10 protein-coding genes are annotated in these 12,454 nt (G+C 73.9%); 4 read left to right on the top strand and 6 right to left on the bottom strand.

Annotated elements, in window-relative coordinates:
- Window positions 1–174 precede the first annotated feature (174 nt).
- A complete protein-coding gene (locus K8Z61_RS04060) occupies window positions 175–1,698 on the top strand; it encodes an ATP-dependent DNA ligase (protein ID WP_224126787.1) in 1,524 nt (507 codons plus the stop codon).
- 70 nt (window positions 1,699–1,768) lie between these two features.
- Window positions 1,769–2,461, top strand: a complete 693-nt coding sequence (locus tag K8Z61_RS04055) for a TetR/AcrR family transcriptional regulator (RefSeq protein ID WP_224126786.1) — start codon at window positions 1,769–1,771, stop codon at window positions 2,459–2,461.
- Between the two features lie 80 nt (window positions 2,462–2,541).
- On the opposite strand, the gene K8Z61_RS04050 is transcribed toward K8Z61_RS04055, so the two are convergent.
- Window positions 2,542–3,825 (bottom strand): acetyl-CoA C-acetyltransferase, encoded by a 1,284-nt coding sequence (locus tag K8Z61_RS04050; protein ID WP_224126784.1) that lies wholly within the window; start codon window positions 3,823–3,825, stop codon window positions 2,542–2,544.
- Window positions 3,826–4,001: 176 nt separating this feature from the next.
- Between K8Z61_RS04050 and K8Z61_RS04045 the strand changes: the two genes are divergently transcribed.
- Both K8Z61_RS04045 and K8Z61_RS04040 read left to right on the top strand, forming a co-directional pair.
- Complete coding sequence (locus tag K8Z61_RS04045) at window positions 4,002–5,336, top strand: 3-oxoacyl-ACP reductase (protein ID WP_224126782.1); 1,335 nt, start codon at window positions 4,002–4,004, stop codon at window positions 5,334–5,336.
- A gap of 1 nt (window position 5,337) precedes the next feature.
- Window positions 5,338–6,216, top strand: coding sequence for a MaoC/PaaZ C-terminal domain-containing protein (locus K8Z61_RS04040; protein WP_224126780.1), 879 nt, complete (start codon window positions 5,338–5,340; stop codon window positions 6,214–6,216).
- Window positions 6,217–6,400: 184 nt separating this feature from the next.
- Here K8Z61_RS04040 and K8Z61_RS04035 read toward each other — a convergent pair whose 3' ends face one another.
- From K8Z61_RS04035 to dxs, 5 genes are all read right to left on the bottom strand, one after another.
- Entirely contained in the window at window positions 6,401–7,285 is an 885-nt protein-coding gene (locus K8Z61_RS04035; protein ID WP_224126779.1) for an acyl-CoA thioesterase II, read from the bottom strand.
- Complete coding sequence (locus tag K8Z61_RS04030; protein WP_224126777.1) at window positions 7,282–8,154, bottom strand: acyl-CoA thioesterase II; 873 nt, start codon at window positions 8,152–8,154, stop codon at window positions 7,282–7,284. Before K8Z61_RS04030 ends, K8Z61_RS04035 begins: the two co-directional genes overlap by 4 nt.
- A gap of 1 nt (window position 8,155) precedes the next feature.
- Window positions 8,156–9,091, bottom strand: coding sequence for a proteasome assembly chaperone family protein (locus K8Z61_RS04025; RefSeq protein ID WP_224126776.1), 936 nt, complete (start codon window positions 9,089–9,091; stop codon window positions 8,156–8,158).
- Window positions 9,092–9,268: 177 nt separating this feature from the next.
- Window positions 9,269–10,561, bottom strand: coding sequence for a hypothetical protein (locus K8Z61_RS04020; protein WP_224126774.1), 1,293 nt, complete (start codon window positions 10,559–10,561; stop codon window positions 9,269–9,271).
- On the bottom strand, window positions 10,545–12,452 hold the full coding sequence (gene dxs / locus K8Z61_RS04015; RefSeq protein WP_224126772.1) for a 1-deoxy-D-xylulose-5-phosphate synthase: 1,908 nt from the start codon (window positions 12,450–12,452) through the stop codon (window positions 10,545–10,547). Before dxs ends, K8Z61_RS04020 begins: the two co-directional genes overlap by 17 nt.
- Between the last annotated feature and the right edge of the window lie 2 nt (window positions 12,453–12,454).

Raw genomic sequence — 12,454 nt, 5'->3', positions numbered from 1 at the left:
CCGAGCGGGACCGACGGCGTGGGGAGGATGGGTTGTCGCCTCAACGCGCCGCCGCCGTCGGGGCTACGGCCCCCGACCGTCCCCGGTGCAGGAAACCCTGCGAAGGTCGTCACACCCGTCGGCCCGCCCGGTCGGGCGGGCCGCCCGCTTCGACCCTGCCGACACACTGGCGACGTGCTGCTCGCCGATCTCGCCGCCTGCTCCGCCGGGCTCGCCGCCACCCGATCGCGCACCGCCAAGGTCGCGCTGCTCGCGCCCGTGCTGGCCGAGGCGGCGGCCGAGGGCGAGGAGACCCTGGCGATCGTCACCTCCTACCTCGGCGGGGCGCTGCGCCAGCGCCGCACCGGCCTGGGGTGGCGCTCGATGACCGCGCTGCCGGCGCCCGCCGCCGAGGCCACGCTCACCGTCGCGGAGACCGATGCCGCGTTCGCCGCGATGGCCGCCCTCGCCGGTCCCGGCTCCGCGGCCATGCGCTCCGCCGCCGTCGAGTCGCTCTTCGGCCGGGCCACCGAGGTCGAGCAGCCGTGGCTGCGCTCGCTGGCGTTGGGCGAGGTGCGGCAGGGGGCGCTCGACGCGCTGGTCCAGGAGGCGCTGGCGAGGGCCGGCGACGTGCCGCTGGCCGCCGTCCGGCGGGCCGCCATGCTGGCCGGGTCGACCGTCGCGATCGCGCCGCTGGCCTTCGCCGGCGAGGACGCGCTGGCGGCCGTGGGCCTCACCGTCGGACGCCCGGTGCTGCCGATGCTGGCGTCGTCCGACACCTCGGTGGCCTCCGCGGTCGCCGCGCTCGTGGACCGCGACGGCGGGCCGGTGTCAGTGGACGCCAAGCTGGACGGCATCCGCATCCAGGTGCACCGCGACGGCGACGACGTCCGCATTGCCAGCCGCAGCCTGGAGGACCTCACCGCCCGCCTGCCCGACGTCGTCGACGTCGTCCGGGCGCTGCCCGCCCGCCGCGTCGTGCTCGACGGCGAGGCCCTCACGCTGGCCGACGACGGCCGCCCCCGCCCGTTCCAGGACACCGCCTCGCGCACCTCCCGCCGCAGCGGCGGCACCGAGCTCGTCGTCCCGTGGTTCTTCGACCTGCTGCACCTCGACGACGTCGACCTGCTCGACGCCCCCGCCGCCGACCGGCTCGCCGCCCTGGAGGCGCTCGTCCCCGAGGCCCACCGGGTGCGGCGCCTGGTCACCGACGACCCCGACGCCGCCGAGGCCTTCGCCGCCCAGGTCGTCGCCGACGGCCACGAGGGCGTCGTCGTCAAGAGCCTCACCGCCCCCTACGAGGCCGGACGCCGCGGCGCGGCCTGGGTGAAGGTCAAGCCCGTCCACACCCTCGACCTCGTCGTGCTGGCGGTCGAGTGGGGCTCGGGCCGCCGCAAGGGCCTGCTCTCCAACATCCACCTCGGCGCCCGCGACCCCCAGGGCGGTCCGCCGGTGATGGTCGGCAAGACGTTCAAGGGCATGACCGACGAGATGCTCGCCTGGCAGACCGAGCGCTTCCTCGCGCTCCAGACCCACCACGAGGGCCACGTCGTCCACGTCCGCCCCGAGCAGGTCGTCGAGATCGCCCTCGACGGCGTCCAGCGCTCCACCCGCTACCCCGGCGGCGTCGCGCTGCGGTTCGCCCGGGTCGTCCGCTACCGCGACGACAAGACCGCCCAGCAGGCCGACACGATCGACGCGGTGCGCGCCCTCGGCTGACGAGGCGGCGTCCGGAGGGCTTCCGTCACAGATGTGCAACTCCGAGTTGCACACGTCGTACCATGCCGCCATGGCCCACGCACCCGCCACCGACGGACGTCGATCCGCCGCCGCCGCGCGCCGCCGCGCGCGCGAGGCCGAGATCGTCGCCGCCACGCGTGCGCTGTTCGACGAGCGCGGCGTCCGCGACGCCCAGATCGAGGACATCGCCAAGTCCGTCGGCATCAACCGCGCCATCGTCTACCGGCACTTCACCGGCAAGGAGGAGATCTTCGCGCTGACCCTCGTCGGCTACCTCGACGAGCTCCGCACCGACCTCCTCGAGGCCGCGGACGACGCGCTCCCCCACGCCGAGCGGCTCAGCCGCATCGTCACGGCCTTCGTCGACTACGCCCTCGCGCACCCGGCGTTCGTCGACTGCGCCCAGGCGCTGATGCGGCGCTCCGGGCCCGAGCTGCTCGACGAGATCTCCGAGTCCGCGCTGTTCCGCCTCGGTCGCGGCATCTCGAGCTGCCTGAGCGTGCTCTCCAGCTGCATCCGCGACGGCGTCGAGCGGGGCGTCTTCGACGTCGCCGACCCCGACCTGCTCGCCAACACGCTCTACGCCAGCGGGCTCGGCGCGCTGCAGCTCGCGCGGGTCGGCATCCTGGTCACCGAGGCGGCACCCGGCGTCCCCACCGTCGGCGAGATCTCCGCTGACCAGGTGCGCGCCTACCTCGTCGACTCCGCGCTCGCGCTCGCGGGGCGTCGCACGCCCGCCTGACCCGCACGACGCCCAGCACGCACGACGGCCGGCCACCCCCACGGGGTGACCGGCCGTCGTCGTCAGGCGAGGTGGTGCGATCAGGGGCGCTCGAGGATGGCGGTGACGCCCTGGCCGCCGGCGGCGCAGACGGAGATGACCGCCTTGCCGGAGCCCTTCTCGGCGAGCAGCTTCGCGGCGTTGGCGACGATCCGCGCGCCGGTGGCGGCGAACGGGTGGCCGGCACCGAGCGAGGAGCCCTTGACGTTGAGCTTGCTGCGGTCGATCGAGCCCAGCGGGGCGTCGAGACCGAGGCGCTCCTTGCAGAACACCGGGTCCTCCCACGCCTTGAGGGTCGAGAGCACCTGCGAGGCGAAGGCCTCGTGGATCTCGTAGAAGTCGAAGTCCTGCAGCTTGTAGCCCTCGCGCTCGAGCATCCGGGCCATCGCGTACGCGGGGGCCATGAGCAGGCCCTCGCCACCGTGGAGGTAGTCGACCGCGGCGGTCTCGTAGGCGGTGAAGTACGCCAGGATCGGCAGGCCGCGCTCCTTGGCCCACTCCTCGCTGGCCAGCAGCACGACGGACGCGCCGTCGGTCAGCGGGGTGGAGTTGCCGGCCGTCATCGTGGCGGCCTCGCCCTTGCCGAAGACCGGCTTGAGCTTGGCGAGCTTCTCGACGCTGGAGTCGGGACGCAGGTTGTTGTCGCGCTCGACGCCGCGGAACGGCGTGATCAGGTCGTCCTGCCAGCCCTCCTCGTACGCCTTGCCGAGGTTCTGGTGCGACGTGGCCGCGAGATCGTCCTGCGCCTCGCGGGTGATCTGCCACTCCAGGGCGGTCAGCGCCTGGTGCTCGCCCATCGACAGGCCGGTGCGCGGCTCGCCGTTGGACGGGATGGCCAGGCCGATGTCGCCGGGGCGGATCGAGGCCAGGATCGCGAGGCGGTCCTTGGTGGTCTTGGCGTTGTTGAGCTTGATCAGCTTCTTGCGCAGCTTCTCCGAGATCGCGATCGGCGCGTCGGAGGTGGTGTCGGAGCCGCCGGCGATGCCGACGTCGATCTGACCCAGGGCGATCTTGTTGGCCACGTAGATCGCGGCCTGCAGGCCGGTGCCGCACGCCTGCTGGATGTCGGTGGCGGGCGACTCCGGCGAGAGCTTGGAGCCGAGGACGGTCTCGCGGGCGAGGTTGAAGTCGCGCGAGTGCTTGAGGACGGCGCCGGCGACGAACTCGCCGATGCGCTCCCCCTCCAGGCCGAAGCGCTCGACGAGGCCGTCGAGGGCTGCGGTGAGCATCTCCTGGTTGGACGCGGTGCTGTAGACGGTGTTCGACCGGGCGAAGGGAATCCGGTTCCCTCCGACCACGACGACGCGGCGGGTGGTGGTCTGCATGCACGCATCATTACTGGCGAGTAGCCTTGGCGGGAAGTCTCTGAGTGCCACGTCACGAAATGTGGACACCGAGTTACACCTGGAGTTACATGTTCGCGGCTCCGCGTGCCCTCGGACGGAGCCCCACGGACTTCACCGACCGATCGTCACGTCACGCGCCACACGAAGAGGACACCATGAGCGACAAGTACCAGGCCTTCACCGACTCCCCCCTCGGCAAGCTGCTGGTCAAGAACCTCGGCCTGCCCAACCCGACGAAGCTCGACCGCTACACCGCGGGCGACCCGCTCGTCCAGGGCACCGTGCTGGTCGGCGGCAAGGGCCGCGTGGGCGAGTCCCTCCCGGGCCTGCTCGACGTGCTGGGCATCGCGTCGGCCACCGAGAAGGCCGACGGCGAGCGCTACAAGGGCCTGGTCTTCGACGCCACCGGCCTCGAGACCGTCGAGGACCTCGTCGAGCTGCAGGCGTTCTTCACCCCGCTGCTGCGCAGCCTGAGCAGCTGCGCGCGGGTCGTCGTCCTCGGCACCCCGCCGGCGTCGCTCGAGGGCAGCGCCCGCATCGCGCAGCGCGCGCTCGAGGGCTTCACCCGCAGCCTCGGCAAGGAGATCGGCAAGGGCGGCACCGTCCAGCTCGTCTACGTGGCCGAGGGCTACGAGGACTCCCTGCTCTCCACCCTGGGCTTCCTGCTCTCCCCCAAGTCGGCCTACGTCTCGGGCCAGGTCGTGCGCATCGGCGCCCACGGCGAGAAGCACGGCGCGGACGTCGCCGACTGGACGAAGCCGCTGGCCGGCAAGGTCGCCTTCGTCACCGGCGCGAGCCGCGGCATCGGCGAGGAGATCGCCCGCGTGCTGCACCGCGACGGCGCCACCGTCGTCGGCCTCGACGTGCCGCAGGCCGCCAGCGACCTGCAGAAGGTGATGAAGGAGATCGACGGCGACTGGCTGACCCTCGACATCACCGCCAAGGACGCCCCGCAGCGCATCGCCCAGCACCTCAAGGATAAGCACGGCGGCGTCGACGTCGTCGTCCACAACGCCGGCGTCACGCTGGACAAGAAGCTGGCCAACCAGAACCCCGACCGCTTCGGCAAGGTCCTCCAGATCAACCTCGAGGCCCCCGAGCGCATCACCGCCGAGCTGCTGGCGCAGAAGGTCGTCAACGCCAACGGCCGGATCATCGGCGTCGCCTCGATCGCCGGCATCGCGGGCAACCTCGGCCAGACGTCCTACGCGGCCTCGAAGGCCGGCGTCATCGGCTTCGTCGACTCCCTCGCCGAGGAGCTGGAGGACGGCATCACGATCAACGCCGTCGCCCCCGGCTTCATCATCACCGCGATGACCGCCGCCGTGCCGTTCGCGACCCGCGAGGTCGGCCAGCGGCTCAACGCGATGTCGCAGGGCGGCCTGCCCGTCGACGTCGCCGAGACCATCGCCTGGTACGCCAGCCCCGCCTCCTCGGCGGTCAACGGCAACGTCGTCCGCGTCTGCGGCCAGATGATGCTGGGCGCCTGAGATGGCCGTCGAGACCAAGACCTGGGACGGCGCCACCGGCGCGTCCGTGCTGCTGAAGGCCGCGCTGCCCTCCCTGCCGGTCGTCGGCTCGCTGCCCGGCGTCAAGAAGGCGTCCTCGCAGGGCTTCGAGGGCCTGGGGTACCAGCGTCCGGCCGTGCGGATCGACCGCGCGCACGTCGAGGCGTACGCCCGCGTGTGCGGCTTCCCGACCAAGGACGCCGTCCCGCTGCCGTACCCGCACATGCTCGCGTTCCCGCTGCACATGGCGATCATGACCGACGCCGCCTTCCCGGCCCCGGCCATCGGCACCGTGCACCTGGAGAACTCGATCACCGGGCACCGGCCGATCCTGGTCGGCGAGGAGCTCGAGGTCGCCGCCCGCGTCAGCGCCCCGCTGCCGCACCCCAAGGGCACGATCTTCGAGTTCTCCACCGAGGTGCACGCCGGCGGCGAGCTGGTGTGGGAGTCGGTCTCCACCTACCTGCGCCGCGGCAAGGGCACCCCGGACGCGCCGTCCGGCTCGTCCTTCCCCGACGCCGACCCGACCGGCATCGTGTGGCGGCTCCCCGGTGACCTCGGCCGGCGCTACGCGGCGGTCTCCGGCGACGCCAACCCCATCCACCTCTACCCGCTCACGGCGAAGGCACTGGGCTTCCAGCGTCAGATCGCCCACGGCATGTGGACGATGGCCCGCTGCGTCGCGGCACTGGAGAACCGCCTGCCGGGCGCGGTGAAGGTCGACGTCGCGTTCAAGAAGCCGGTGTTCCTGCCGGGCGCGGTGGCCTTCGGCTCCCGCGTGCTCGACGACGGCTTCGCGTTCTCGCTCAGCAGCCCCCGCAGCGGCGCGCCGCACCTGGCCGGCCGCACCTGGGCGCTCTGAGCCGCGTCCCGCTCGATCGCGAGGCCCCCGGACCGAGTCGGTCCGGGGGCCTCGTGACGTCCCGGGCGGGCGCGCCGCGGGTCGCGGACGGGGTGATGTCAGGGGAATCTGGACGTTCTCAGGGGAAACTTCACCTGACAACGTCCGGTTTCCCCGGATATCCGGGGAAACCTGCCCGGGCGGCTCAGCCCCGAGGCGGACGGATCAGCCCCTCCTGGGCCACGGTGGCGACGAGCACGCCGTCACGGGTGAAGACCCGGCCGAGGGCGAGGCCGCGGGCGCCGCTGGCCGACGGCGACCACTGGTCGTAGAGCCACCACTCGTCGGCGCGGAAAGGGCGGTGGAACCAGATCGTGTGGTCGAGGGAGGCCATCTGGGTGCGGTGGCCCGGCACGTCGTGCGCGGCGAGCGTCGAGCCGAGCAGGCTGATGTCGCTGGCGTAGGCGAACGCGCCGAGGTGGGCCAGCGGCTCGTCCGGCAGCCGGCCGGCGGCGCGCAGCCACAGCCGGGCGCGCGAGGGACGCTCGGGGTCGGCGGGCAGGCCGTGACGCGAGTTGCCCATCCAGCGCGCCTCCATCGAGGCCCACTCCCGACCGAGCTGCTCGCCCTCGGTGTTGCCGCGCTCGACCATCAGCGCCATGAAGTCGACGCCGGTCTCGGGGGCGGCGACCTCGGGCATGGCGTCCTGGTGGTCGAAGCCGTCCTCGTGCCGCTGGAAGTTCGCGGTCAGGTAGTAGATCGGCTTGCCGTGCTGTCGGGCGGCCACGCGCCGGGTCGCGAAGGAGCGCCCGTCGCGGATGCGCTCGACGTCGTAGACGATCGGACGGGTGGGGTCGCCGGCGAGCAGGAAGTAGGAGTGCAGAGAGTGCACGTGCAGGTCGTCGGCGACCGTGCGGACGCCCGCCACGAGAGCCTGGGCGGCCACGTGACCGCCGTAGACGCGTCCGCGACCGGTGTCGAGCGTGGCGCCGCGGAAGAGGTCGGGCTCGATGGTCTCGAGGTCGAGCAGCCCGATCAGCTCGTCGACGGCCTCCTGGCCGCCGATCGGCGGCAGCAGCGAGCCGCTCACCCCTGGGCTCCTGCCGTGTCCACCGTGGGACGCTCGGCGAGCGGACGCAGCAGCGCCTCCTGCGCGACCGAGGCGACGAGCGTGCCGTCCTGCGTGAACACCCGCGCCGTCACCAGCCCGCGCGCACCGGCGCCGGCCGGGCTGACCTGGTCGTAGAGCAGCCACTCGTCGACCCGGAAGGGCCGGTGGAACCAGATCGCGTGGTCCAGCGACGCGACGAGGGTGTGCCGGCCGCCCATCCGCAGACCGTGCGGGGCCAGCGCCGCGCCCATCAGCGTGAGGTCGGAGAGGTAGGCGAAGCCGGCGGTGTGGGCCAGCGGCTCGTCCGGCAGCCGGTCGGCGACGCGCAGCCAGAACCGCTGGCGTCCGGGACGCTCGCGGTCGGGCGGCAGCAGGTCCGCGGACGAGCCGACGTAGCGGAACTGCACGGAGTCCCACTCGGCGAGGTCGTCCGAGCCCGGCAGCGTGCGCGGGTCGAGGCAGTCCTCGGGAGCGGGGACGTCGGGCATGACGTCCTGGTGGTCGCGTCCCTCCTCGGGACGCTGGAGGTCGACGGTCATCGCGAAGATCGGCCGCCCGTGCTGCCGGGCGAGCACGCGGCGGGTCGCGAACGACCGTCCGTCGCGCAGCCGCTCGACGTCGTAGACGATCCGGGCGGCGGTGTCGCCGGGCTGCAGGAAGTAGGCGTGCAGGGAGTGGACGACGTAGGAGTCGTCGACCGTGCGGTCGGCGGCCACGAGCGCCTGCGCGGCGACCTGCCCGCCGAAGACCCGCTCGAGGTTGGACGGCTGCTGCTCGCCGCGGAAGAGGTTCTGGTCGATCGTCTCGAGGTCGAGCAGCGCGGTGAGCTCCTCGACGGTGCGCGGCACCTCAGCCGTCCTCGTCGTCGCGGTTCTCGAGGCCGGCCAGGAACTGCTCGAACTCCTTGCCGATCTCCTCGCCGGTCGGCAGCGGCTGGTCGTCGGCCAGCAGGTTGCCGCCGGAGTCCTCCGCGCGGCGGAAGGTGTCGTACTGGCGCTCCAGGGCCGTGACGACCTCCGCGATCTCGGGGTTGGCCGCGAGGTGGGCGGCGATCTCGACGTCGCGGTCCTCGGCCTCGGCGTGCAGCCCCGAGAGGTCGAGGGTCAGCCGGCCGGCCAGCTCGACCTGCTCGAGCAGCGCCGCCGAGGCGCGGGGGTAGTCGAGCTGGGCGAGGTAGTGCGGGATGTGCGCGACGAAGCCGAGCGCCGCGTGCCCCTGCTCGCCGAGTCGGATCTCCAGCAGGGCCTGGGCGCTGCTCGGCACGCGCAGCTCGCCGCTCCACATGCTCTCGCCGCTGAGCAGCGACGGGTCGTTGGCGTGGTGGGTCAGCGCGATCGGGCGGGTGTGCGGCACCGCCATCGGCACCGAGCCCATCTGGACGACGCGGTCGACGCCGAACCGCTCGACGACCTCGCCCACGGCCCGGCAGAAGGCCTCCCACCGGACGTCGGGCTCGGGGCCGTGGAGCAGCAGGAACGGGGTGTCGCCGAGGTCGCGCAGCAGCCGGACGACCAGGCGCGGCGCGTCGTAGGCGTCGTAGTGGTCGCGGACGAACGACACGGCCGGACGACGGGCCCGGTAGTCGTGCAGCTCGTCGACGTCGAAGGTCGCCACGACGCGGGCCTCGCCCGTGGTCTCCGCGAGGTCGACGAGGTGCTGGGCTGCGCGGGCCGAGGCGTTGCCGGCGTCGAGGAAGCCGTCGAGCGCCACCACCATCGTCAGGTGCTGGCCGGAGGAGTCGAGCTCCGGCACCTCGTCGACGATGTGCACCAGGCGTCCGCTCACCGGGGTCCTCTCGTGCTGGGGTGGGTGGGCCCGCCCGGGCGGGCGGGTCGTGCGCCGGTCCGAGCGCCGCGCGGGCTCACGATATTCCAGCGTCGGTCCCACGCCGTCCAGCCATCGCCGTGCCGCCGTCGCGGGCGTGGCCGACGTCACCGCGCCGCAGGCCCGCGAGACCGCGGGTCAGCGCGCGTAGGTGTCGACGAGGTCGCGGGCGGCCCGCGCCACCAGCCAGCGCGGGGCGATGCCCACCACGTCGCGCACGACGCCGTCTGGGTCGTCGGATCCGTCGCGGAAGGCGTCCAGCAGCGACCACAGCGTGCTCTCCCCCGCGGCGTCGACGATCGCCTGGCACGCCCACCACGACACCGCGTAGGCGGCCGGGGCGGCCGGGCCGGCGAAGTCGGCGAGCGTCGGCAGGGCCCGGGGGTCGCTGCGGGCCACCGCGATCGCGGCGGCGGGCACGGTGCGGCGACCGGGCGGGAGCGCACGCGTGGAGACCCACTCGGCCAGCCCCTCCTGCAGCCACAGCGGCGCGCGGTCGTCCCGGGTGCCGAGCGCCACGTGGGTCAGCTCGTGGCGCAGCAGCCGGTCGCGCGAGACCGGGTCGGCGCGCAGGATGCGGGGCGCCAGCACGACCCGGGTCGCGGCCACCCGCGAGCCGACGCGGGTCGCGTCCGTGGGCACCTCGTAGGCGACGCCGTCGAGCGAGCCGACCTCCCCGCCGCGCGCGGGCGCGGCGGCGTCGAGGAGCGAGGGGTCGGCGAGCGCCGAGACGACGACCAGGCCGTCCCACGGGGTGCCGTCGGACGGCGGCGGGACGACCTGCGCGACGTCGGCGATGCTGCGGCGCACCGCGCCCAGGAGCGTCGGGGCGACCGGCGCCGAGGCGGCGTCGAGGAAGGCGAGGACGGGTCCCTCGCGGACGACCCGCACGCCGGGCAGGCTCCACGGCTGCGGGACGACCCGGTTGCGGCGCTGCCAGGCGCCGTCGACCGTGCTCGCGATCCGCAGGCTGCCGGAGCGCGGCCCGGGCACCAGCAGGTACCTCGCCCGGGAGCGCACCGACGCGTTGTCGAAGCCCGAGAGGCGGCTGGTCTCCTCGACGACCGCGCGGAAGCGTCGGCCCTCGCGGACGACGCCGGCGGGCTCGACCCGCAGGCGGTAGTCGCGCAGCGGCAGCGCGCGCAGCCGGTCGAACAGCGCGCTCTGCTCGCGGCGCAGCGTCGTGCCGCCGGCCACGGTGGCCAGGAAGGCGCGCCGGTCGCCGTCGCGCACGGCCGCGGCGCGGACGCGCAGCAGCGCGTCGATCCGGTCGGACGGGCTCGGTGCGGTCGCCGCGGGCCGCTGGTCGTCCGAGCCGCCGGAGCACGCGACCAGGCCGAGGGAGGCGAGCAGCAGCACCAGCGCCAGTGCCGCCGGCGGCAGGACAGCGCCGCCCCGCCGGGGCGGGAGGGCGTCAGGCGCGCGCGTCACGAGCGTCGACGGCGGCGGGGACGACGCCCGCCGACGCGACGTCCTCGACGATCCCGAGCGCGATGGCCTGCGCGGTGAGGCCGATGCGCTCGAGGATGACCGCGCGCTTGGCGTGGTCGAGGAACTGCTGCGGGATGGCGTGGAGCCGGAACGGCGTGCGCACGCCGGCGGCGGTGAGGGTCTGCAGCAGCACCGCGCCGCAGCCGCCGGTCTCGCCGTTGTCCTCGATGCTCACCACGTGACGGTGCTGCCGCGCGAGCTCGACGATCGCGGGGTCGACCGGCTTGACCCAGCGGGGGTCGACGACGGTGACGCCGATGCCCTGCGCCTCGAGCCGGGAGGCGACCTCGACCGCGGTCGTCGCCATGGCGCCGACGGCGACGATCAGGACGTCCCGCTCGCCGCTGCGCACGAGCACGTCCGCGCCGCCGGCACGGCCGACCGCCTCGAGGTCGGCCGGCGGCGGGCCCTTGGGGAACCGGACGACGGTCGGCGCGTCGGAGACCTCGACGGCCTCGTCGAGCAGCTCGCGCAGGCGGGCGGCGTCGCGCGGGGCGGCCAGGCGCAGGCCCGGGACGAGCTGGAGCATCGACATGTCCCACATGCCGTTGTGGCTCGCGCCGTCGTCGCCGGTGACGCCCGAGCGGTCGAGCACGAAGGTGACGCCGCAGCGGTGCAGCGCGACGTCCATGAGCACCTGGTCGAAGGCGCGGTTGAGGAAGGTCGCGTAGACGGCGACGATCGGGTGCAGGCCGCCCAGCGCCAGACCCGCCGCGGAGGTGGCGGCGTGCTGCTCGGCGATGCCGACGTCGAAGGTGCGCTCGGGGAAGCGCTGCTCGAAGTGGTGCAGGCCGACGGGGTGCATCATCGCCGCGGTGATCGCGACGACGTCGCGCCGGCGCTCGCCGATGCGCACGACGTGCTCGGCGAAGACGTCGGTCCAGATCGCGCCCTTGGGCCGCTCCTCGCCGGTCTCGACGTCGAACGGGCCGGGCGAGTGGAACTGGTCGGCCTCGTGCTGCTCGGCGGCGTCGTAGCCGAAGCCCTTGCGGGTGATCGCGTGCACGATGACGGGACCGCCGAACCGCTTCGCGCGGGCCAGCGCGCCCTCCATCGCGGCGCGGTCGTGGCCGTCGACGGGGCCGACGTACTTGAGGCCGAGGTCCTCGAAGAGGCCCTGCGGCGCCAGGGCGTCCTTGAGGCCCTTCTTCATCGCGTGCAGGGCGTCGTAGGCGGGGGCGCCGACGCCGGGCACGGCGTTGAGCCGCTTCTTGACCAGGTCGAGCACCTGCTCGTAGCGGGGGTTGGTGCGCAGGCCCGCGAGCGCCGTGGCCAGGCCGCCGACGGTGGGCGTGTAGGAGCGGCCGTTGTCGTTGACCACGATGACCAGCCGGGAGTCCTTGGCCACGGCGATGTTGTTCAGCGCCTCCCAGGCCATGCCGCCGGTGAGCGCGCCGTCGCCGATGACCGCGACGACGTGACGGTCCTCGCCGCGGATGCGGTAGGCCTTCGCGAGCCCGTCGGCGTAGCTCAGCGCGGTGGAGGCGTGGGAGTTCTCGACGATGTCGTGCGGCGACTCGGCCTGGCTGGGATAGCCCGAGAGGCCGCCCTCCTGGCGCAGGCCCTGGAAGTCGCCGACGCGTCCGGTGAGCAGCTTGTGGACGTAGCTCTGGTGGCCGGTGTCGAAGACGACGCGGTCGCGCGGGGAGTCGAAGACCCGGTGGATCGCGAGGGTGAGCTCGACGACGCCGAGGTTCGGGCCCAGGTGGCCGCCGGTGCGCGCGCAGGTGCTGACGAGCAGGTCGCGGATCTCGGCGGCGAGGGTGGTGAGCTGGTCGTCGGCCAGGCCGCGGAGATCGCGGGGGCCGGTGATCGACGCGAGGACTCCCATGC

The organism is Nocardioides sp. TRM66260-LWL, assembly GCF_020075545.1.
Taxonomy (GTDB): Bacteria; Actinomycetota; Actinomycetes; order Propionibacteriales; family Nocardioidaceae; genus Nocardioides.
This window is presented reverse-complemented; position numbering and strand designations above follow the sequence as displayed.